This is a genomic window from Lysobacter sp. H21R4, from assembly GCF_015277535.1.
Lineage (GTDB): Bacteria > Pseudomonadota > Gammaproteobacteria > Xanthomonadales > Xanthomonadaceae > Novilysobacter > Novilysobacter ciconiae.
In genome coordinates this window covers 544,958-566,495 of record NZ_CP063772.1, presented here as the reverse complement: position 1 = coordinate 566,495, position 21,538 = coordinate 544,958, and the positions used below count along the sequence as shown (strand labels likewise).

Below are 21,538 nucleotides of genomic sequence, written 5' to 3'. Positions count from 1 at the left end.
TCAGAACTGCAGGCCACCCTCGCGAGCGGCATCGGCCAGCGCCTTGACGCGACCGTGGTAGCGGTAGCCCGAGCGGTCAAACGCGACCTTCTCGATGCCGGCGGCCTTGGCTGCGGCGGCGATGGCCTGGCCAACCTTGGCGGCGGCATCGGCGTTGCGACCGTTCTTCAGGCCTTCCATCACGCTGGACTGGGTGGTCGAGGCGGCGGCAAGGCACTGCGAACCGTCGGCAGTGAAGACCTGCGCGTACAGATGCTGGCCGGTACGCAGCACCGACAGGCGCGGCACGCCGAGGGTGCGGATGTGCGAACGGGTCGACTTGGCGCGACGCAGGCGGGCGATGTTCTTGTTCATTGTCTGGTCCTCGAAAGCTGAAGGCCCCTGATGGTGATCAGGCCTTCTTGGCTTCCTTGCGAATGATGGTCTCGCCGGCGTACTTCACACCCTTGCCCTTGTAGGGCTCGGGCGGACGGAAGCCACGAATCTTGGCAGCCACTTCACCGACACGCTGGTTGTCGGCACCCTGCACCAGCACTTCGGTCTGGGTCGGGGTGGTGATGGTGATGCCTTCCGGAGCGGTGAACACGACCGGGTGCGAGAAGCCGAGCGACAGGCTCAGGTCCTTGCCCTGCATCGCGGCGCGGTAGCCGACGCCGACCAGCTCGAGCTTGCGCTCAAAGCCTTCGGACACGCCGTGCACCATATTGGCGATGATCGAACGCATCGTGCCGGTCACCGGGACGTTCGCCGGCGTGTCGGCGCTCATGAGCGCCTGGCCGTCCTCGATCTTGATCTGGACGCCTTCGGGAACGGCCATCGACAGGGTGCCCTTGGGCCCCTTGACGGTGACATTGCCCGACTGGACGTCCAGCTGGACACCCTTGGCCAGGACGATGGGCTTGTTGGCAATACGGGACATGATCGTTACTCCCTTATGCCACGAAGCACAGGACTTCACCGCCGACGCCGAGCTCGCGCGCCTTCGAATCGGTCATGATGCCCTTGGAGGTGGAAATGATGGACACGCCCAGCCCGTTGAGGACCTTGGGCAGCGCGTCCTTGCCGCGGTACTGGCGCAGGCCCGAGCGCGAGTAGCGCTTCAGCTGCTCGATGACCGGCTTGCCTTCGTAGTACTTCAGATCGACCTGCAGCTCGTGCTTGCCGTTGCCGATGTCGGTCACGGTGGTGCCGAGGATGTAGCCTTCGTCTTCCAGCACCTTGGCGATGGCGACCTTGGTCTTGGACGACGGCATTTTCACCGACGGCTTGCCGACCGCGGCCGCATTGCGGATGCGGACGAACATGTCGGCGATGGGATCAGTCATGCTCATGTGTAGTTACCTGATGAGTGCACCGATATCCGCGCGATTGCGAATTCAGTTGTGGCGCGCCGGGAACGGCAGGCACGCATGGAGCGTTGCGAGCCGGCAAGTCTAGCAGACTAACCGGCCCGAATTACCAGTTTTTTTTACCAGCTGGCCTTGCGCAGGCCCGGCACGTCGCCGCGCATGGTGGCTTCGCGCAGCTTGTTGCGGCCCAGGCCGAACTTGGAGTACACGCCGCGCGAACGCCCGGTCAGGGCGCAACGGTTGCGCTGGCGCGACGGCGAGGAGTCACGCGGCAGCTTCTGCAGCTTGACGACCGCCTCTTCCTTCTCCTCGTAGGAGCTGGACGGGCTGGAAATGGTCTTCTTCAGCTCGGCGCGCTTGGCGGCATACTTCTCCGCCAGCTTGGCCCGCTTCAGATCGCGGTTGACCATGGAGGTCTTTGCCATAACGGGATCCTTGGATTAGGTGCGGAACGGGAAGCGGAAGGCTTCCAGCAGGGCGCGGGCTTCAGCATCGGTGTTCGCGGTCGTGATGATCGCGATGTCCATGCCGCGGACAGCATCCACCTGGTCGTAATCGATTTCCGGGAAGATGATCTGTTCCTTGACGCCCATGTTGTAGTTGCCACGCCCGTCAAAGGACTTGCCAGACACACCACGGAAGTCGCGCACGCGCGGCAGCGAGACGTTGATCAGACGGTCGAGGAACTCGAACATCCTGGAACGGCGCAAGGTGACCTTGCAGCCGATCGGCCAGCCGTCGCGGATCTTGAACGAGGCCACGGAGACGCGGCTGTTGGTCACGATCGGCTTCTGGCCGGCGATCTTGGTCATGTCGGCGACCGCGTTCTCCAGCACCTTCTTGTTGGTGGCCGCCTCGCCCACACCCATGTTCAGGGTGATCTTGGAGATGCGCGGCACCTGCATCGGGTTCGTGTAGCCGAACTTCTCGGTCAGCGACGGAACCACTTCTTCTTTGTAGAATTTTTCAAGCCGGGTCATTTCAGCATTCCTCAGGCGTCTAGCGCCTCGCCGCTGGAGCGGAACACACGCATTTTGCGTCCATCCTCCAGCACTTTGATGCCAACGCGCTCGCCCTTGCCCGATGCCGGGTTGAACACCATCACGTTGGAGATATGGATCGGCGCTTCCCGCTCGATCACGCCGCCGGCCTGGCCGACCTGCGGGTTCGGCTTGGTGTGGCGCTTGATGATGTTGACGTTGGACACGACGACCTTGTCGCCTGCCACGCGCACCACATCACCCTTCTTGCCCTTGTCCTTGCCGGCGGTGACGATCACGTGGTCGCCTTTCTTGATACGGTTCATGTCGGTTCCTCCGCTCAGAGCACTTCTGGGGCGAGCGAGACGATCTTCATGAACTTCTCGGAACGCAGTTCACGGGTCACGGGCCCGAAGATGCGGGTGCCAATCGGCTCCTGCTTGTTGTTCAGCAGCACGGCGGCGTTGCCGTCGAAGCGGATCAACGAGCCGTCCGGGCGACGAACGCCCTTGCGGGTACGCACCACGACGGCGTCATAGACGTCGCCCTTCTTGACCTTGCCCCGCGGAATCGCGTCCTTCACGGTCACTTTGATGACGTCGCCGATCGCGGCGTAACGGCGCTTGGAGCCACCGAGCACCTTGATGCACATCACTTCCTTCGCGCCGGAATTGTCTGCCACCGTGAGGTAGCTTTGCATCTGGATCATGGTTCAGCCTCCTCGTTATTCGACAGCGCGGGTGACAACTTCCACCACACGCCAGTTCTTGGTCTTCGACATCGGCGCGATCTCGGTAATCCGGACCACGTCGCCCTCGTTGCAGGTGTTCTCGGCATCGTGCGCGTGCAGCTTGGTCGAGCGACGGATGTACTTGCCGTACAGCGCGTGCTTGACCTGGCGCTCCACGAGCACGGTGACGGTCTTGTCCATCTTGTTGCTGACCACGCGTCCTTCGACCGTGCGCAGCGCCTTCTCTGTATTGTTGTCGGTCATGGCGGGTCCTTACTTCTTCTCGCCGAGCAGGGTGTTCACGCGAGCAATCTCGCGGCGCACCCGGCGGGCCTCATGGGTCTTGGCGAGCTGGCCGGTGGCCTGCTGCATGCGAAGGGCGAACCCTTCCTTGTGCAGCTCGGTCAGGTGGGCCTTGAGCTCGTCAGCGGACTTCTCTCGCAGTTTGTTGAGTTCCATTACCGCACCGTCCGGGTCACGAAAGTGGTGGTCACCGAGAGCTTCGCGGCGGCCAGGCGGAACGCCTCGCGTGCCACGTCTTCAGCCACGCCCTCGATCTCGTAGATCATCCGGCCGGGCTGGACCTGGGCAACCCAGTACTCCACGTTGCCCTTGCCCTTGCCCATGCGGACTTCGATCGGCTTCTTGGTGACCGGCTTGTCGGGGAACACGCGCAGCCACATCTTGCCGCCGCGCTTGACGTGACGGCTGATGGAGCGACGCGCCGCCTCGATCTGGCGGGCGGTGAGCTGGCCGTGCGCGGTTGCCTTCAGGCCGTACTCGCCGAAGCTGACAGCGTTGCCGCTCCAGGCCAGGCCGTCATTGCGGCCCTTGTGCACCTTGCGGTACTTGGTTCTTTTTGGTTGCAACATGATCCGTTACCTCGAGTCGCGGGGCGGACGGGGCGAGCGGTCACGTCGATCGCTGCGCGGGCTGTCGTCCGGCTTTTCCTGACCAACCTGGGAGAAATCGAAGATCTCGCCCCGGTAGACCCATGCCTTCACGCCGATGATGCCGTAGGTGGTGTTCGCCTCGGCAAAGCCGTAGTCGATGTCCGCGCGCAGGGTGTGCAGCGGCACACGACCTTCGCGGTACCACTCGGAACGGGCGATTTCCGCGCCATTCAGGCGGCCACCGACCTGGACCTTGATGCCCAGGGCGCCCAGGCGCATCGCGTTGCCGACCGCGCGCTTCATCGCACGGCGGAACATGATGCGACGCTCCAGCTGCTGGGCAATCGACTCCGCCACCAGCTGGGCGTCCAGCTCGGGCTTGCGCACTTCGGTCACGTTGATGTGGGCAGGCACGCCCATCATCTCGCTGACTTCCTTGCGCAGCTTGTCGATGTCCTCACCCCGCTTGCCGATCACCACGCCCGGACGGGCGGTGTGGATGGTCACGCGGGCGTTGTTGGCCGGGCGCTCGATGAAGATCTTCGAGATGCCGGCCTGCGAGAGCTTCTTGCGCAGCATCTCGCGGACCTTGAGGTCGGCGATCAGGTACTCGGAGTACTGCTTCTTGCCGGCAAACCACTTGGAGTTCCAGTCCTTGGAAATGCCAAGGCGGATGCCGGTCGGATGAACTTTGTTACCCATAATCAGACTCCGCCCTGCTTGCCGTCGCCCACAACCACAGTGATGTGGCTGGTGCGCTTGAGAATGCGGGTGCCGCGACCCTTCGCACGCGCCATGAAGCGCTTCAGCGTCGGACCTTCGTCAACCATGATCGTCGTGACCTTCAGCTCGTCGATGTCGGCGCCCTGGTTGTTCTCGGCGTTGGCGATGGCCGACTCCAGAACCTTGCGGACGAGATCGGCGGCCTTCTTGTCGGAGAACTTCAGCAGGTTGACTGCTTTCTCGGCGGTCTGACCGCGGACCTGGTCGGCGACCAGGCGTACTTTCTGGGCGGAGATGCGCGCACTGCGCAGGATGGCTTTGGCTTCCATGGTCATCTCCTTATCGGCTCTTCTTGTCGCCGACGTGTCCCTTGAAGGTACGCGTCAGGGCGAACTCGCCGAGTTTGTGGCCGACCATGTTCTCGTTGACCAGCACCGGGATGTGGTTGCGACCGTTATGCACGGCGATGGTGAAACCCACCATCTCCGGCAGCACCATCGAGCGGCGCGACCAGGTCTTGATCGGGCGCTTGTTGTTGGCCGCAGCCTCCACCTTCTTGATCAGATGGTGGTCGACGAACGGACCCTTTTTAAGTGAACGTGCCATTGTCGATTAGCTCCTGCGATCGCGAACGATGAACTGCTGCGTGCGCTTGTTGTGCCGCGTCTTGTAACCCTTGGTCGGCACACCCCACGGGGTGACCGGATGCGGGTTGCCCTGGCCAGCCTTGCCCTCACCACCGCCGTGCGGATGGTCGACCGGGTTCATGGCAGCACCACGCACGGTCGGGCGGATGCCCAACCAGCGCTTGGCACCGGCCTTGCCCAGTTTCTGCAGGCTGTGTTCGTTGTTGCCGACTTCACCGATGGTGGCGCGGCACTCGACCGGCACCTTGCGCATCTCGCCGGAGCGCAGGCGTAGGGTTGCGTAACCCTGCTCGCGCGCCACCAGTTGCACCGAGGCGCCGGCGGCACGGGCGATCTGCGCACCCTTGCCAGGCTTCATCTCGATGCAATGCACGGTGGAGCCGACCGGCACGTTGGCCAGCGGCAGGCTGTTGCCGGTACGGATCGGGGCATCACGGCCGGCGATCACCTGGTCGCCCGCCTTCAGGCCCTTGGGCGCGATGATGTAACGACGCTCACCGTCGACGTAGCACAGCAGGGCGATATGGGCGGTGCGGTTGGGATCGTATTCGATCCGCTCCACGCGCGCCGGAATGCCTTCCTTGTTGCGCTTGAAATCGATGATGCGGTAGTGCTGCTTGTGGCCACCACCGATGTGACGGGTGGTGATGCGGCCGTGGTGGTTACGACCACCCGAGCGGCTCTGCGGCTCCAGCAACGGCGCATACGGCGCGCCCTTGTGGAGTTCGGGCGACACGACGCGGACTGCCGAACGGCGGCCTGGCGAAGTGGGTTTGAATGTCATTAGTGCCATGGGTCGATCCTCAAGCCTTGGCCATCACGTCGATCGACTGGCCATCGGCCAGCGTCACGTATGCCTTGCGCCAGTCGGGGCGACGGCCCATGCGGAACTTGAAGGCTTTGGCTTTGCCCTTCACGTTGAGCACGTTGACCGCCTCGACCTTGACGTCGAACAGCTTTTCCACGGCGACCTTGATGTCCGCCTTGGTTGCCGTCGTCGCCACTTCGAAGACGTATTGGTTGGAAACTTCCTGCAGCCGTGCGGTCTTCTCGGACACACGCGGCGCACGGATCACGTTGTAGAGCTTGGCGTCGTTCATGCCAGCCACTCCTCGATCTTCTTGATCGCGTCGGCGGTGACCACGACCGTGTCGGCGCCTACCAGCGCGACCGGATCCAGGCCCTGCACGTCACGGACTTCGACATACGGCAAGTTGCGCGCCGAGAGGTACAGATTCTCGGTGGCATCCTCGGTGACCAGCAGCGGGCGGCGACCGGCTTCAAGATCCTTGAGCAGGGCAACCATGCCCGTGGTCTTGGGCGAATCCAGCTCCAGGCTCTCCACCACGGTGATGCGACCCTGGCGGTTGAGCTCGGACAGGATCGAAGCCATCGCCGCGCGGTACATCTTGCGGTTGACCTTCTGCGCGAAGCTGCGCGGCTTGGCCGCGAAGGTCACGCCGCCGCCGCGGAAGATCGGAGCGGTCAGGGCACCGTGGCGGGCGCCACCACCCTTCTGCTTCTTCGACTTCTTGGTGGTACCGGCGACTTCCGAGCGCGTCTTCTGCGCCTTGGTTCCGGCACGACCGGCGTTGCGGTAGGCGACCACGACCTGGTGGACGAGGTCCTCGCTGAACTCACGGCCGAAGATCTCCTCGGAGACCGCCAGCGTCTTGCTGCCGGCACTATCGTTAATTGCTTTGATGGCAAGTTCCATCGTCATACTCCCTTGGTCGTCGGGCGGACGATCACGTCGCCGCCCGGCGCGCCCGGCACCGCGCCCTTGATCGCGATCAGGCCGCGCTCGGCGTCGACCTTGACCACTTCCAGGCCCTGCGTGCTCTGCTGCACCTGACCCATGTGGCCGGACATCTTCTTGCCCGGAAACACGCGGCCCGGCGTCTGGCGCTGGCCGATGGAACCCGGCGTGCGGTGCGAGAGCGAGTTACCGTGGGTGGCATCGCCCATGGCGAAGTTCCAGCGCTTCACGGTGCCCTGGAAGCCCTTGCCCTTGGTCACGCCCTGCACGTCGACGATCTGGCCCACTTCAAAGATGTCGGCCTTGATCTCGCCACCGACGTTGAAGTCGGCGAGCTTGTCGTCGGCGACGCGGAACTCCCACAGGCCGCGACCGGCACCCACCTTGGCCTTGGCCAGGTGACCCGCGTCGGGCTTGTTGACCAGTGCCGCGCGGCGCACGCCGACGGTGACCTGGACGGAGCTGTAGCCGTCGGTGTCGACGGACTTGATCTGGGTGATCCGGTTCGGAGTCGCCTCGATCAGCGTCACCGGTACCGACCGGCCATCCTCGGTGAAGAACCGGCTCATGCCGGCCTTGCGACCGACGATGCCCAACGAATATTTCTTCGCGGTCATGATGTCTGCCTCAGGTCAGCTTGATCTGGACGTCGACGCCGGCAGCCAGTTCGAGCTTCATCAGCGCGTCCACGGTCTTGTCGTTGGGGTCGACGATGTCGAGCACGCGCTTGTGCGTGCGGGTCTCGTACTGGTCGCGCGCGTCCTTGTCGACGTGCGGAGAAGTAAGAACGGTGAAGCGCTCGATCTTGGTCGGCAGCGGAATCGGACCACGCACTTGTGCGCCGGTCCGCTTGGCTGTCTCGACGATCTCGCTGGCCGAGCGGTCGATCAGTCGATGATCGTACGCCTTCAGCCGGATTCGGATCTTTTGGTCCGCCATGACGGGTGTTCCCTGGAAGTAAAGAGCGACGGGCCGGTGGCTAGGTGCACCGAACCCCATTGGGCATTTCCACACCGGAGTTGACCCGCCGGCACGGAAATCTGTAGCAAAACAAGGCAGGCCGGTTACCCGGCCTGCCCAGACAGAAAAGTATAAAGCGCGTGTCATCAGCCCGTCAAGCTGTTGCGGACGCATCCGCTACAGCCAGTGGTGGTGCCACGCGACATTTCCCTGTCGGGCGAATACGAGGTGCTTCCTGCTCCTCATTTCGCTGGTTTCGGCGCCCCTTGCGGAGCGCCAGGTACCGGGATTACTTGATGATCTTCGACACCACGCCGGCGCCGACGGTGCGGCCACCTTCGCGGATCGCGAAACGCAGGCCTTCGTCCATCGCGATCGGGTTGATCAGCTCGACCACCATCTTCACGTTGTCGCCCGGCATCACCATCTCCACGCCCTCGGGCAGCTCGCAGGCGCCGGTGACGTCGGTGGTGCGGAAGTAGAACTGCGGACGGTAGCCCTTGAAGAACGGCGTGTGACGGCCGCCCTCGTCCTTGCTCAGGATGTACACCTCACCCTCGAACTGGGTGTGCGGCTTGATCGAGCCGGGCTTGCAAAGCACCTGGCCGCGCTCCACGTCGTCACGCTTGGTGCCGCGCAGCAGCAGGCCGGCGTTATCGCCCGCCTGACCCTGGTCGAGCAGCTTGCGGAACATCTCCACGCCGGTGACGGTGGTCTTGACGGTCGGACGGATGCCGACGATCTCGATTTCCTCGCCCACCTTGATGATGCCGCGCTCGATGCGACCGGTGACCACGGTGCCGCGACCGGAGATCGAGAACACGTCCTCGACCGGCATCAGGAACGCCTTGTCCACGTCGCGCTCGGGCTCCGGGATCCAGCTGTCCAGCGCATCGACCAGCTTGATGATCGAGGGCACGCCGATATCGCTCTGGTCGCCTTCCAGCGCCTTCAGCGCCGAACCGGTGATGATCGGGGTGTCGTCGCCGGGGAAGTCGTACTTGGAGAGCAGCTCGCGCACTTCCATCTCCACCAGCTCCAGCAGCTCGGCGTCGTCCACCATGTCCGCCTTGTTCAGGTAGGACACGATGTACGGCACGCCCACCTGGCGCGCCAGCAGGATGTGCTCGCGGGTCTGCGGCATCGGGCCGTCCGCGGCCGAGCACACCAGGATCGCGCCGTCCATCTGCGCCGCACCGGTGATCATGTTCTTCACGTAGTCGGCGTGCCCGGGGCAGTCGACGTGCGCGTAGTGGCGGTTGGGCGACTCGTACTCGACGTGCGAGGTCGAGATGGTGATGCCGCGCGCCTTCTCTTCGGGTGCACGGTCGATCGCGTCGTACGCGCTGAACTCGCCGCCGAAGCGCTCCGCGCCAACCTTGGTCAGCGCTGCAGTCAACGTGGTCTTGCCGTGGTCAACGTGACCGATCGTGCCGACGTTCACGTGCGGCTTGGTGCGCTCGAATTTACCCTTGGCCATGATTGTTACCTCTGGATTTCATCTGGTTATGGTGTGGAAGCCGCGGCCGGCGGGCGCCGGCCGTTGCATCAGTTCTTTTTGATCACCGCTTCGGCGATGTTGGCCGGCGCCTCGGCGTAGTGATCGAATTCCATCGTGAAGGTTGCACGACCCTGCGACATCGAGCGCAGGCTGGTGGCGTAGCCGAACATCTCGCCCAGCGGCAGCATCGCATCGATGATCTTGCCCGACAGGCTGTCCTCCTGACCCTGCAGGATGCCGCGACGGCGGCTGACGTCGCCCATCACGTCGCCCAGGTAATCCTCGGGGGTGACGATCTCGACCTTCATCATGGGCTCCAGCAGGACCGGGCTGGCCTTGTGGAAGCCTTCCTTGAAGCCCATCGAGCCGGCGATCTTGAACGCCATTTCGGAGGAGTCGACCTCATGGTAGGAACCGTCGATCAGCTTGACCTTGACGTCCACGATCGGGTACCCGGCCAGCAGGCCGTTGGCGACCGCCTCCTGGATACCCTTGTCCACGGCCGGGATGTAGTCCTTGGGGACCACGCCGCCGACAATGGCGTTCTCGAAGACGTAGCCGCTGCCGGTCTCGCCGGGCTCGATCTCAAGCCACACGTGACCGAACTGGCCCTTGCCGCCGGACTGGCGCACGAACTTGCCTTCGGCCTTGACTGCCTTGCGGATGGTCTCGCGATAGGCGACCTGCGGCTTGCCGACGTTGGCCTCGACATGGAACTCGCGACGCATGCGGTCCACCAGGATGTCCAGGTGCAACTCGCCCATGCCCGAGATGATCGTCTGGCCGGACTCTTCGTCGGTGTGCACGCGGAAGGACGGATCCTCCTGCGCCAAGCGGCCCAGCGCGGTGCTCATCTTTTCCTGGTCGGCCTTGGTCTTGGGCTCCACGGCCATCGAGATCACCGGCTCCGGGAACACCATGCGCTCCAGGGTGATGATGTGGTCGATTGCGCACAGGGTGTCACCGGTAGTGACATCCTTCAGGCCGACGGCGGCGGCGATGTCGCCAGCGCGCACTTCCTTGATCTCGATGCGGTCGTTGGAGTGCATCTGCAGGATGCGGCCGATGCGCTCCTTCTTCGACTTGATCGGGTTGTAGACCTGGTCGCCGGAATTGAGCACGCCCGAGTAGCAGCGGAAGAAGGTCAGCGAACCGACGAACGGATCGGTCATCACCTTGAACGCCAGCGCGGAGAACGGCGCCTTGTCGGAGGCTTCGCGGGTCGCTTCCTGCTCGTCGTCGTCGATACCGGTCACGGCGTGGACGTCGGTCGGCGCCGGCAGCAGCTGGATCACGCCGTCGAGCATCGCCTGCACGCCCTTGTTCTTGAACGCGGTGCCACAGAACACGGGAATGACTTCAACCTTGAGGGTGCGCTCGCGCAGGCCGCCGATGATCTCGGCCTCGGTCAGCTCGCCGTCGTTGAGGTACTTGTCCATCAGCTCTTCGCTGGCTTCGGCCGCAGCCTCGACCATGAAGGCGCGGGCGGTCGTGGCCTCTTCCAGCAGGTCGGCCGGGACCTCGCGGTATTCGAACACGGTGCCCTGGGATGCGGTATCCCAGTGGATCGCCTTCATCTTGATCAGGTCGACCACGCCCTCGAAGCCGTCCTCGGCGCCGATCGGCACCTGCATCGGCACCGGATAGGCACCCAGGCGCGCCTTCAGCTGGCCGACGACCTTGTTGAAGTTGGCACCGGTGCGGTCCATCTTGTTGACGAACGCAAGACGGGGGACCTTGTACTTGTTGGCCTGGCGCCAGACAGTCTCCGACTGCGGCTGCACACCACCGACCGCGCACAGCACGAACACCGCGCCGTCGAGCACGCGCAGGGAGCGCTCCACCTCGATGGTGAAGTCGACGTGTCCGGGGGTGTCGATGATGTTCAGGCGGTGCTGGGGCATGGACTTGTCCATGCCGCTCCAGAACGCGGTCGTCGCGGCGGACGTAATGGTGATGCCGCGCTCCTGCTCCTGCTCCATCCAGTCCATCGTGGCGGCACCCTCGTGGGTTTCGCCAAGCTTATGGTTGACACCGGTATAGAACAGGATGCGTTCGGAGGTGGTGGTTTTCCCGGCATCGATGTGGGCCATGATGCCGAAGTTGCGATAGCGTTCGATGGGAGTGGTGCGAGCCACGGTACCCTCTCGTATTTGGATGTTTCAGAAAGGCCGGGTGCCGCCTGGGGGCGGCACACGGTACGCTCGGGCAGCCACGGCCGCCGTCGAAGTGTCTTGTTGCCTGCGAACGCCCCGCCAATGGCAGGGCGCCCGGCTCACCAGCGGTAGTGCGCGAACGCCTTGTTCGCTTCCGCCATGCGGTGGGTTTCTTCGCGCTTCTTGACCGCGCCACCACGACTTTCGGAGGCATCCAGCAGCTCGGCGGCCAGCTTGCGCGGCATGGTGTTCTCGCCACGCTTGCGGGCGGCATCGATCAGCCAGCGCATTGCCAGGGCGACGCGGCGCGACGAACGCACCTCGACCGGCACCTGGTAGGTGGAACCGCCAACGCGGCGGGACTTGACCTCAACCGCCGGCGAGATGTTCGCCAGCGCCTTCTCGACGATTTCCAGCGGATCGGCATTCTTCTCGCCGATCACGTCCATGGCGCCGTACACGATCTTTTCGGCGACGGACTTCTTGCCGCTGTACATGACCATGTTGATGAAACGCGCGATCGTCTCGCTGCCATGCTTGGGATCGGGCAGGATCGAACGCTGCGGTGCTGAACCTTTACGCGACATGGGTCAATTCCTCAGGACTTCGGGCGCTTGGCGCCGTACTTTGAACGGCGCTGGCGGCGCTTGGCGACGCCGGCGGCATCGAGCGCACCGCGCACGGTGTGGTAACGGACGCCCGGCAGGTCCTTGACGCGACCGCCGCGGATCAGCACCACCGAGTGCTCCTGCAGGTTGTGGCCTTCACCGCCGATGTACGAGATGACCTCGTAACCGTTGGTCAGGCGCACCTTGGCCACCTTGCGCATCGCCGAGTTCGGCTTCTTCGGGGTGGTGGTGTAAACACGGGTGCAGACGCCGCGGCGCTGCGGGCAGTTCTCAAGCGCCGGCGAGGCACTGTTGTAGGTCGCTGCCTGCCGCGGCTTGCGGACCAGCTGATTGATCGTCGCCATCAGGAACTCTTTGGTGGGAGGCCGGCCAGGAATGCCGCACCTCTTGTGAATAACGAACGGAAAGCCGGAAACTCCCGACCAACCGAGACCGAAAAGTATAACCCGCCCTTGACGATGTCGTCAAATGCGGATTAGACACGAAATCGCGGGGACCGGCGCAGTGCGCCAGTCCCGCGAAATTTCCTGATCCCGCCCTTCCGTGGGCCCAACACGAGGCGCTCCGTGCGCCTCATTTGGTGATCTGGGACGACCGTTTCCGGTCGTCACTTGGTGTTGCTGTGTTACGAAGCGCTCGACTCTTCGCTGACGTCTTCCGCCACGGCGGCGGATGCGACCGGGGCCGACAGCGCCGCCATCTCCGAATCCGTCAGGCCCGAGGCGTTCTTGCGGCGCTGCGCATGGTACGCCAAACCGGTGCCGGCAGGAATCAGGCGGCCAACGATGACGTTCTCCTTGAGCCCGCGGAGGTTGTCACGGGTACCGCGCACCGCGGCCTCGGTGAGCACCCGGGTGGTCTCCTGGAAGGACGCCGCGGAGATGAACGACTCGGTCGCCAGCGAGGCCTTGGTGATGCCCAGCAGGACGGGGTTGAACTGCGGCACGATGCCGTCGTTCGCCGCGACCCGGGCGTGCTCCTCGACAAACCGCTGCCGCTCGATCTGCTCGCCGTTCATGAACTTGCTGTCGCCGGCGTCGCTGATGTCGACCTTGCGCAGCATCTGGCGAACGATCACCTCGATGTGCTTGTCGTTGATCTTCACGCCCTGCAGGCGGTAGACGTCCTGGATCTCCTTGGTCAGGTACACCGCCAGCGGCTCCACGCCGAGCAGGCGCAGGATGTCCTGCGGGGTCGGCTCGCCGTCCACCACGGTCTCGCCCTTCTCCACGTGCTCGCCTTCGAACACGATGATCTGGCGGTACTTGGGGATCAGCTCTTCGTAATCGGTGCCGTCGGCTTCCTTGATCACCAGGCGCTGCTTGCCCTTGGTTTCCTTGCCGAAGCTGACGATGCCCGAGACCTCGGCCAGGATCGCGGGATCCTTGGGCTTGCGGGCCTCGAACAGGTCGGCCACGCGCGGCAGACCACCGGTGATGTCGCGGGTCTTGGACGCTTCCTGCGGAATCTTGGCAACCACGTCGCCCACGCCCACGGCCGCGCCATCCTGCAGGTTGACCACCGAGCGAGGCGGCAGCTGGTACTGCGCCGGCAGGTCGGTACCCGGGATGCTGAGGTCGTTGCCGTCCTTGTCGACGATGCGCACGATCGGCCGCAGTTCCTTGGCCGCCGAACCGCGACGCTTGGGATCGGTGATCTCGCGCGAGGCCAGGCCGGTCAGCTCATCGGTCTTCTCGATCACGGTCACGCCATCGACGAAGTCGATGAAGCGCACGAAACCGGCGACTTCCGAGACGATCGGGTGGTTATGCGGGTCCCAGTGCGCGACCTGCTGGCCGGCCTTGATGTCCGCGCCATCCTTGACGTCGATGGTCGCGCCGTAGGGCAGCTTGTACCGTTCGCGCTCGCGGCCGTGGACGTCGAGTACGGACAGTTCACCGGAGCGCGACACCGCGACCACGTGGCCGTCGGAGTGCTCGATGTGCTTGAGGTTGTTGAACTTCAGCGTACCGGTGGTCTTCACCGTGACGTTGTCGATGGCCGCCGCACGCGACGCCGCGCCACCGATGTGGAACGTGCGCATGGTCAGCTGGGTGCCCGGCTCACCGATGGACTGGGCAGCCACCACGCCGACCGCCTCACCATGGTTGACCATGTGGCCGCGGCCCAGGTCACGCCCGTAGCAGTTGGCGCACACGCCGAAAGCGGACTGGCAGGTGATGGTCGAGCGGACCTTGATCAACTGCACGCTCGCCTCTTCCAGCTTCTGCACCCAGGCCTCGTCGAGCAGGGTGTTGCGGGTGACGATCGGATCTTCGTCATCGCCGGGCAGGAACACGTCCTCGGCCACGACGCGGCCGAGCACGCGGTCGCGCAGCGGCTCCACGATGTCGCCGCCTTCCACGATCGGGATCATGGTCAGGCCTTCCAGCGTGCCGCAGTCGTCCTCGGTGATGACCACGTCCTGGGCCACGTCGACCAGGCGACGGGTCAGGTAACCGGAGTTGGCGGTCTTCAGCGCCGTATCGGCCAGGCCCTTGCGTGCACCGTGGGTCGAGATGAAGTACTGCAGGACGTTGAGACCCTCGCGGAAGTTCGCGGTGATCGGGGTCTCGATGATCGAGCCGTCCGGCTTGGCCATCAGGCCACGCATGCCGGCCAGCTGGCGGATCTGCGCCTGCGAACCACGCGCACCGGAGTCGGCCATGATGAACACGGAGTTCATCGACTTCTGGTCGATGGTCTCGCCCTTGGCGTTGACCACCTTCTCGGTGCCGATGGTTTCCATCATCGCCTTGGCGACGCGCTCGTTGGTGCGCGACCAGATGTCCACGACCTTGTTGTAGCGCTCACCGCCGGTGACCAGGCCGGACTGGTACTGCTCCTGGATCTCGGTGACCTCGGTCTCGGCCTCGTCCAGGATGCCCTTCTTGACCTCCGGGATGATCATGTCGTCGATGCCGATGGAGACGCCGGCGCGGGTCGCGTAGGCGAAACCGGTGTACATCAGCTGGTCGGCGAACACGACCGTGTCCTTCAGGCCCAGCATGCGGTAGCACGAGTTGATCAGGCGGCTGATGTTCTTCTTGGTCAGCTCGACGTTGGCCAGCGCAAACGGCAGGCCCGACGGCAGGATGTCGTCCAGCAGCGCGCGACCGATCGTGGTGTCGACGATCGAGGACTGCTGCACGCGGGTGCCGTCCTCCTGGATCACCGACTCCTCGATGCGGACCTTGACCTTGGCGTGCAGTTCCACCACGCGGTTGTCGTAGGCGCGCTTGACCTCGGCGACGTTGGCGAACGCCATGCCCTCGCCCTTCTTGTTCTCCAGCGCGCGGGTCATGTAGTACAGGCCCAGCACGACGTCCTGCGACGGCACGATGATCGGCTCGCCGTTGGCCGGCGACAGGATGTTGTTGGAGGCCATCATCAGCGCACGCGCTTCCAGCTGGGCTTCCAGCGAGAGCGGCACGTGCACGGCCATCTGGTCACCGTCGAAGTCGGCGTTGAACGCGGTGCAGACCAGCGGGTGCAGCTGGATCGCCTTGCCCTCGATCAGGACCGGCTCGAACGCCTGGATGCCCAGGCGATGCAGGGTCGGTGCGCGGTTGAGCAGCACCGGATGCTCGCGGATGACTTCTTCCAGGATGTCCCAGACTTCCGCCTCTTCGCGCTCGACCAGCTTCTTGGCCGCCTTGATGGTGGTGGCCAGGCCCTGGCGCTGCAGCTTGGCGAAGATGAACGGCTTGAACAGCTCCAGCGCCATCTTCTTGGGCAGGCCGCACTGGTGCAGCTTCAGGTACGGACCGACCACGATGACCGAGCGGCCCGAGTAGTCCACGCGCTTGCCGAGCAGGTTCTGGCGGAACCGGCCCTGCTTGCCCTTGATCATGTCGGCCAGCGACTTCAGCGGGCGCTTGTTGGTGCCGGTGATGGCGCGGCCGCGGCGGCCGTTGTCCATCAGCGCGTCCACCGACTCCTGCAGCATGCGCTTTTCGTTGCGCACGATGATTTCCGGCGCGCTGAGTTCCAGCAAGCGCCGCAGGCGGTTGTTGCGGTTGATGACGCGGCGGTACAGGTCGTTCAGGTCGGAGGTGGCGAAACGGCCACCGTCCAGCGGCACCAGCGGACGCAGGTCCGGCGGCAGCACCGGCAGGACGGTCATCACCATCCACTCGGGCTTGTTGCCCGACTCCAGGAACGCCTCGACCAGCTTGACCCGCTTGGTCAGGCGCTTGAGCTTGGTCTCCGAACCGGTCGCGTTGATGTCTTCCTTCAGCTGCACCAGCTCGCTCTGCAGGTCCAGGGTGCGCAGCAGGTCGAACACCGCCTCGGCACCCATCGCGGCGTCGAAGTCGTCGTTGTGCTCCTGGCGGGCCTGCATGTACTCCTCTTCATTGAGCAGCTGGCCGCGCTCGAACGGGGTCAGGCCCGGCTCGGTGACGACGAACGCCTCGAAGTAGAGGATGCGCTCGATATCGCGCAGGGTCATGTCCAGCATCAGGCCGATGCGGCTGGGCAGCGACTTGAGGAACCAGATGTGGGCGACCGGCGAGGCCAGGTCGATGTGGCCCATGCGCTCGCGGCGGACCTTGGCCAGGGTGACCTCGGTGCCGCACTTCTCGCACACCACGCCACGGTGCTTCATGCGCTTGTACTTGCCGCACAGGCACTCGTAGTCCTTCACCGGGCCGAAGATCGCGGCGCAGAACAGGCCGTCGCGCTCGGGCTTGAAGGTGCGGTAGTTGATCGTCTCGGGCTTCTTCACCTCGCCAAACGACCACGAACGGATCAGGTCGGGCGACGCCAACGCGATCTTGATCGCGTCGAAGTTCAGCGCCGGACGCTGCTGGTTGAACAGGTTGAGCAGGTCTTTCATTTTTCTTTCTCCGTGGAGGAGTAAATCGTCAAAGGGCTGGCACTTACCGGTGGTCGGAGCCGGGCAACGCGCGATCCGCGGCGTTGCCCGCTCAGGGGCCTCAGTTCTCTTCCAGCTCCATGTTGATCGCCAGTGAGCGGATCTCCTTGACCAGCACGTTGAACGACTCGGGCATGCCGGCAACCGTCTCGTACTCGCCATCGACGATGTTCTTGTACATCTGGTTGCGTCCCTGCACGTCGTCGGACTTGACCGTCAGCATTTCCTGCAGCGTGTACGCCGCGCCGTAGGCTTCCAGCGCCCAGACTTCCATCTCACCGAAGCGCTGGCCGCCGAACTGCGCCTTGCCGCCCAGCGGCTGCTGGGTGACGAGCGAGTACGGGCCGGTGGAGCGGGCGTGCATCTTGTCGTCGACCAGGTGGTTCAGCTTCAGCATGTGCATGTAGCCGACCGTGATCTCGCGATCGAAGGCCTCGCCGGTGCGACCGTCATACAGCGTGGTCTGGCCACTCTCGGGCAGGTCCGCCAGCTTCAGCATCGACTTGATCTCCGACTCGGCGGCACCGTCGAACACCGGCGTTGCCATCGGCACGCCGTCGGTCAGGTTGCCCGCCAGGGCCAGCAGCTCATCGTCGCTGAACTGCTTGAGGTCCACGCGCTGGCCGTGGAGCTTGGTGTCGTGGTTGTAGATCTCGTCGAGGAACTTGCGCAGCTCGGCGACCTTGGCGCGCGCGTCCAGCATGCGCTGGATCTTCTCGCCCAGGCCCTTTGCCGCCCAGCCCAGGTGGACTTCCAGCACCTGGCCGATGTTCATGCGGCTTGGCACGCCCAGCGGGTTGAGCACGATGTCCACGGTCTGGCCGTCGGCCAGGTAGGGCATGTCCTGCACCGGCACGAGGGTCGATACGACGCCCTTGTTGCCGTGGCGGCCGGCCATCTTGTCGCCCGGCTGGATGCGGCGCTTGACCGCCAGGAACACCTTGACCATCTTCAGCACGCCCGGAGCAAGGTCGTCGCCCTGGGTGATCTTGGCGCGCTTGTCGGCAAACCGGCGCTCGAACTCCTTCTCGTGCACGTCCAGCTGCTTCTGCGCCCGCTCGATCGCCTCGACGGCCGAGTCGTCCTTCATCCGCAGGCTGAACCAGTCCTTCCGCGACAGCCCGTCCAGCACCAGGCTGGTGACGGTCTCGCCCTTCTTCACGCCGGCACCGCCATTGGCGACCTTGCCGATCAGCTGGCTGCGCAGGCGGCTGTAGATCGCCGCCTCCAGGATGCGGAACTGGTCGTCGAAGTCCTTCTTGACGCGGCGGACTTCGGATTCCTCGATCTGCTTGGCACGCGCATCCTTCTCGATGCCGTCGCGGGTGAAGACCTGCACGTCGATGACGTTGCCGTCCATGCCCGGGGGCACGCGCAGCGAGCTGTCCTTCACGTCGGACGCCTTCTCGCCGAAGATCGCCCGCAGCAGCTTCTCTTCCGGGGTCAGCTGGCTCTCGCCCTTGGGCGTGACCTTGCCGACCAGGATGTCGCCGGCGCGCACTTCGGCGCCGATGTAGACCACGCCGGACTCGTCCAGGCGGTTCAGCGCCTGCTCGGAGACGTTGGGGATGTCGGCGGAGATCTCCTCCGGCCCCAGCTTGGTGTCACGCGCGACGCAGGTCAGCTCCTCGATGTGGATCGTGGTGTAACGATCCTCCTGGACCACCCGCTCGGAGAGCAGGATGGAATCCTCGAAGTTGTAGCCGTGCCACGGCATGAACGCGATCAGCATGTTCTGGCCCAGCGCCAGCTCGCCGATGTCGGTGGACGGACCGTCGGCCAGCACGTCGCCGCGCGAGATCACGTCGCCCACGTTGACCAGCGGGGTCTGGTTGATGCACGTGTTCTGGTTGGATCGGGTGTACTTGATCAGGTTGTAGATATCGACGCCGGCGTCGGTCTCGTTGCTGATCTCGTCCTCGTTGACCTTGACCACGATGCGGGCCGCGTCGATCTGCTCGACGGTACCGCCGCGCAGCGCGTTCACGGTCACGCCCGAGTCGCGCGCCACGGCGCGCTCGATGCCGGTGCCGACCAGCGGCTTCTGCGCACGCAGCGTCGGTACCGCCTGGCGCTGCATGTTGGCGCCCATCAACGCACGGTTGGCGTCGTCGTGCTCCAGGAACGGCACCAGCGCCGCGGCCACCGATACGGTCTGCATCGGCGAGACGTCCATGAAGTCCACCTCCAGCGGCGGCTTCAGCATGGACTCGCCCTGGTAACGGCAGTCCACGAACAGCTCGCTGAGCACGCCCTTGGCGTCCTGCGGCGCGTTGGCCTGGGCGATGACGTACTCGTTCTCCTCGATCGCCGACAGGTACTCGACCTCATCGGTGACCTTGCCGTCCACGACCTTGCGGTACGGCGTCTCCAGGAAGCCGTACTCGTTGGTGCGGGCGAACACCGCCAGCGAGTTGATCAGGCCGATGTTCGGGCCTTCCGGGGTTTCGATGGTGCACACGCGGCCGTAGTGGGTCGGGTGCACGTCGCGCACTTCAAAGCCGGCACGCTCGCGGGTCAGGCCGCCCGGCCCAAGCGCGGACACGCGGCGCTTGTGGGTGACCTCCGAAAGCGGGTTGTTCTGATCCATGAACTGCGATAGCTGCGAGGAGCCGAAGAATTCCTTTACCGCCGCCGCGACCGGCTTGGCGTTGATCAGGTCCTGCGGGGTCAGGCCATCGGCCTCGGCCATCGACAGGCGCTCCTTGACCGCACGCTCCACCCGGACCAGGCCGACGCGGAAGGTGTTCTCGGCCATCTCGCCCACCGAACGCACGCGGCGGTTGCCCAGGTGGTCGATGTCATCGACGATGCCGCGACCGTTGCGGATCTCGGTCAGCACCTTGAGCACATCGAGGATGTCGGAACCCTCGCCCACGTCGGCGGCGATCTTCTTGGACTCCTCGTCCTTGCGCTGGGAGAAGTAGCGCTCGTCGTAGAGCACCGAGGCGCCGGTGACTTCCTTGTGGCCGATGCGGCGGTTGAACTTCATCCGGCCCACAGCCGACAGGTCGTAGCGGTCGAAGGTGAAGAACAGGTTGTGGAAGAGATTTTGCGCGGCATCCTTGGTCGGCGGCTCGCCGGGACGCATCATGCGGTAGATCTCGACCAGCGCTTCCAGCTGGGTCTTGCTCGGATCGATGCGCAGGGTGTTGGAGATGAACGCGCCGCGGTCCAGATCATTCACCCACAGGGTGCCCAGGGCATCGATGCCAGCCTTGCGGAACAGCGCCAGATGCTCGTCGGTGATCTCGTCGTTGGCAGCGGCGATCAGCTCGCCGGTGCTGGCGTCGATCACGTCGTGCGACAGGATGCGGCCGATCAGGTACTCGTCGGGCACGGCCAGCGCGTCGATGCCGGCGGCCTCGAGCTGCTTGACGTGACGCGCGGTGATGCGGCGACCGGCTTCCACGATGACCTTGTCACCGTCGGCCAGGTCGAAGTCCAGGGTCTCGCCACGCAGGCGCTCGGGCACCAGCTCCAGCTGGACGCCTTCCTTGGGGTCGACGTGGAAAGTGTTGACCTCAAAGAACTCGGCCAGCATCTCCTCGTTGGTGTAGCCCAGCGCACGCAGCAGGATCGTGACCGGCAGCTTGCGGCGGCGGTCGATACGGGTGAACAGCGCGTCCTTGGGGTCGAACTCGAAGTCCAGCCACGAGCCGCGGTAGGGAATGATGCGCGCGCTGTAGAGCAGCTTGCCGGAGCTGTGGGTCTTGCCACGGTCGTGGTCGAAGAACACGCCCGGGCTGCGGTGCAGCTGGGACACGATCACGCGCTCGGTGCCGTTGACGATGAAGGTGCCGTTGCCGGTCATGAGCGGAATCTCGCCCATGTAGACCTCCTGCTCCTTCACGTACTTGATGGCCTTGGTCGAGGACTCGCGGTCGTAGATCACCAGGCGCACGGTGACGCGCAGCGGGGCGCCGTAGCTCATGCCGCGCTGGCGGCACTCGCGCTCGTCGAACGCCGGCTCGCCCAGCTTGTAGTCAACGTATTCCAGCGCCGCGTTGCCGCTGTAGCTGGAAATCGGGAACACGGACTTCAGCGCCGCGTGCAGGCCGCGCTCCTCGCGCTTGGCCGGTGCGACGTCCTCCTGCAGGAAACGGCGATAGGAATCGACCTGGATGGCAAGCAGGAACGGCACCTCGAGGATGGATCGGCTCTTGCCGAAGTCCTTGCGGATGCGCTTCTTTTCGGTGAACGAATAATTCGTCGTGGAAGCTGTGGTCATGGTGAGCTACCGCCTCGGTGTTCATCGGGTCGCGCGTCCGCGGCCCGGGGGAAAACGTGATGGGGGAGATGCAGATCGGGGGATGCATCAAGGTCGTGCAA

Annotated in this window: 24 protein-coding genes; all 24 read right to left on the bottom strand. The window is 64.5% G+C overall.

The window, feature by feature from the left end; translation table 11 throughout:
- Entirely contained in the window at positions 1-354 is a 354-nt protein-coding gene (gene rplR, locus INQ40_RS02575; protein ID WP_193985960.1) for a 50S ribosomal protein L18, read from the bottom strand.
- Between the two features lie 37 nt (positions 355-391).
- On the bottom strand, positions 392-919 hold the full coding sequence (gene rplF / locus INQ40_RS02570; RefSeq protein ID WP_194341529.1) for a 50S ribosomal protein L6: 528 nt from the start codon (positions 917-919) through the stop codon (positions 392-394).
- Positions 920-932: 13 nt separating this feature from the next.
- Entirely contained in the window at positions 933-1,331 is a 399-nt protein-coding gene (rpsH, locus tag INQ40_RS02565) for a 30S ribosomal protein S8 (RefSeq protein WP_193985956.1), read from the bottom strand.
- Between the two features lie 137 nt (positions 1,332-1,468).
- A complete protein-coding gene (rpsN, locus tag INQ40_RS02560; protein ID WP_193985954.1) occupies positions 1,469-1,774 on the bottom strand; it encodes a 30S ribosomal protein S14 in 306 nt (101 codons plus the stop codon).
- A 15-nt stretch (positions 1,775-1,789) separates the two neighbouring features.
- Positions 1,790-2,329, bottom strand: a complete 540-nt coding sequence (rplE, locus tag INQ40_RS02555) for a 50S ribosomal protein L5 (protein WP_194341527.1) — start codon at positions 2,327-2,329, stop codon at positions 1,790-1,792.
- 11 nt (positions 2,330-2,340) lie between these two features.
- Positions 2,341-2,655, bottom strand: a complete 315-nt coding sequence (gene rplX / locus INQ40_RS02550; protein WP_193985943.1) for a 50S ribosomal protein L24 — start codon at positions 2,653-2,655, stop codon at positions 2,341-2,343.
- Positions 2,656-2,669: 14 nt separating this feature from the next.
- A complete protein-coding gene (rplN, locus tag INQ40_RS02545) occupies positions 2,670-3,038 on the bottom strand; it encodes a 50S ribosomal protein L14 (RefSeq protein WP_193985941.1) in 369 nt (122 codons plus the stop codon).
- A gap of 15 nt (positions 3,039-3,053) precedes the next feature.
- The gene (gene rpsQ, locus INQ40_RS02540) at positions 3,054-3,323 is read right to left on the bottom strand and encodes a 30S ribosomal protein S17 (RefSeq protein ID WP_193985939.1); all 270 of its coding nucleotides are present in this window, start codon (positions 3,321-3,323) and stop codon (positions 3,054-3,056) included.
- Positions 3,324-3,332: 9 nt separating this feature from the next.
- Complete coding sequence (gene rpmC, locus INQ40_RS02535; RefSeq protein ID WP_043959545.1) at positions 3,333-3,518, bottom strand: 50S ribosomal protein L29; 186 nt, start codon at positions 3,516-3,518, stop codon at positions 3,333-3,335.
- On the bottom strand, positions 3,518-3,931 hold the full coding sequence (gene rplP, locus INQ40_RS02530; protein WP_043959544.1) for a 50S ribosomal protein L16: 414 nt from the start codon (positions 3,929-3,931) through the stop codon (positions 3,518-3,520). The genes rpmC and rplP overlap by 1 nt, the downstream gene beginning before the upstream one ends.
- A gap of 6 nt (positions 3,932-3,937) precedes the next feature.
- The gene (rpsC, locus tag INQ40_RS02525; RefSeq protein ID WP_043959543.1) at positions 3,938-4,654 is read right to left on the bottom strand and encodes a 30S ribosomal protein S3; all 717 of its coding nucleotides are present in this window, start codon (positions 4,652-4,654) and stop codon (positions 3,938-3,940) included.
- Positions 4,655-4,656: 2 nt separating this feature from the next.
- Positions 4,657-5,004, bottom strand: coding sequence for a 50S ribosomal protein L22 (gene rplV / locus INQ40_RS02520; protein ID WP_043959586.1), 348 nt, complete (start codon positions 5,002-5,004; stop codon positions 4,657-4,659).
- Between the two features lie 10 nt (positions 5,005-5,014).
- Positions 5,015-5,281: a 30S ribosomal protein S19 gene (gene rpsS / locus INQ40_RS02515; RefSeq protein ID WP_043959542.1), complete on the bottom strand. Its 267-nt coding sequence runs from the start codon at positions 5,279-5,281 to the stop codon at positions 5,015-5,017.
- Between the two features lie 6 nt (positions 5,282-5,287).
- Positions 5,288-6,115, bottom strand: coding sequence for a 50S ribosomal protein L2 (rplB, locus tag INQ40_RS02510; protein ID WP_043959541.1), 828 nt, complete (start codon positions 6,113-6,115; stop codon positions 5,288-5,290).
- Positions 6,116-6,125: 10 nt separating this feature from the next.
- Complete coding sequence (rplW, locus tag INQ40_RS02505; RefSeq protein ID WP_036196034.1) at positions 6,126-6,422, bottom strand: 50S ribosomal protein L23; 297 nt, start codon at positions 6,420-6,422, stop codon at positions 6,126-6,128.
- A complete protein-coding gene (rplD, locus tag INQ40_RS02500) occupies positions 6,419-7,045 on the bottom strand; it encodes a 50S ribosomal protein L4 (RefSeq protein WP_193985938.1) in 627 nt (208 codons plus the stop codon). The genes rplW and rplD overlap by 4 nt, the downstream gene beginning before the upstream one ends.
- A complete protein-coding gene (rplC, locus tag INQ40_RS02495; RefSeq protein WP_193985936.1) occupies positions 7,042-7,698 on the bottom strand; it encodes a 50S ribosomal protein L3 in 657 nt (218 codons plus the stop codon). Before rplC ends, rplD begins: the two co-directional genes overlap by 4 nt.
- A 10-nt stretch (positions 7,699-7,708) precedes the next feature.
- Positions 7,709-8,020: a 30S ribosomal protein S10 gene (rpsJ, locus tag INQ40_RS02490; protein ID WP_043959538.1), complete on the bottom strand. Its 312-nt coding sequence runs from the start codon at positions 8,018-8,020 to the stop codon at positions 7,709-7,711.
- 310 nt (positions 8,021-8,330) lie between these two features.
- Positions 8,331-9,521: an elongation factor Tu gene (gene tuf, locus INQ40_RS02485; RefSeq protein WP_193985918.1), complete on the bottom strand. Its 1,191-nt coding sequence runs from the start codon at positions 9,519-9,521 to the stop codon at positions 8,331-8,333.
- Between the two features lie 68 nt (positions 9,522-9,589).
- On the bottom strand, positions 9,590-11,680 hold the full coding sequence (gene fusA / locus INQ40_RS02480; RefSeq protein WP_193985934.1) for an elongation factor G: 2,091 nt from the start codon (positions 11,678-11,680) through the stop codon (positions 9,590-9,592).
- Positions 11,681-11,817: 137 nt separating this feature from the next.
- On the bottom strand, positions 11,818-12,285 hold the full coding sequence (rpsG, locus tag INQ40_RS02475) for a 30S ribosomal protein S7 (RefSeq protein ID WP_193985932.1): 468 nt from the start codon (positions 12,283-12,285) through the stop codon (positions 11,818-11,820).
- Positions 12,286-12,296: 11 nt separating this feature from the next.
- Entirely contained in the window at positions 12,297-12,671 is a 375-nt protein-coding gene (gene rpsL / locus INQ40_RS02470; RefSeq protein ID WP_036196058.1) for a 30S ribosomal protein S12, read from the bottom strand.
- Between the two features lie 281 nt (positions 12,672-12,952).
- The gene (rpoC, locus tag INQ40_RS02465; RefSeq protein ID WP_194341525.1) at positions 12,953-17,167 is read right to left on the bottom strand and encodes a DNA-directed RNA polymerase subunit beta'; all 4,215 of its coding nucleotides are present in this window, start codon (positions 17,165-17,167) and stop codon (positions 12,953-12,955) included.
- A 100-nt stretch (positions 17,168-17,267) separates the two neighbouring features.
- The gene (gene rpoB / locus INQ40_RS02460) at positions 17,268-21,437 is read right to left on the bottom strand and encodes a DNA-directed RNA polymerase subunit beta (protein ID WP_193985929.1); all 4,170 of its coding nucleotides are present in this window, start codon (positions 21,435-21,437) and stop codon (positions 17,268-17,270) included.
- Between the last annotated feature and the right edge of the window lie 101 nt (positions 21,438-21,538).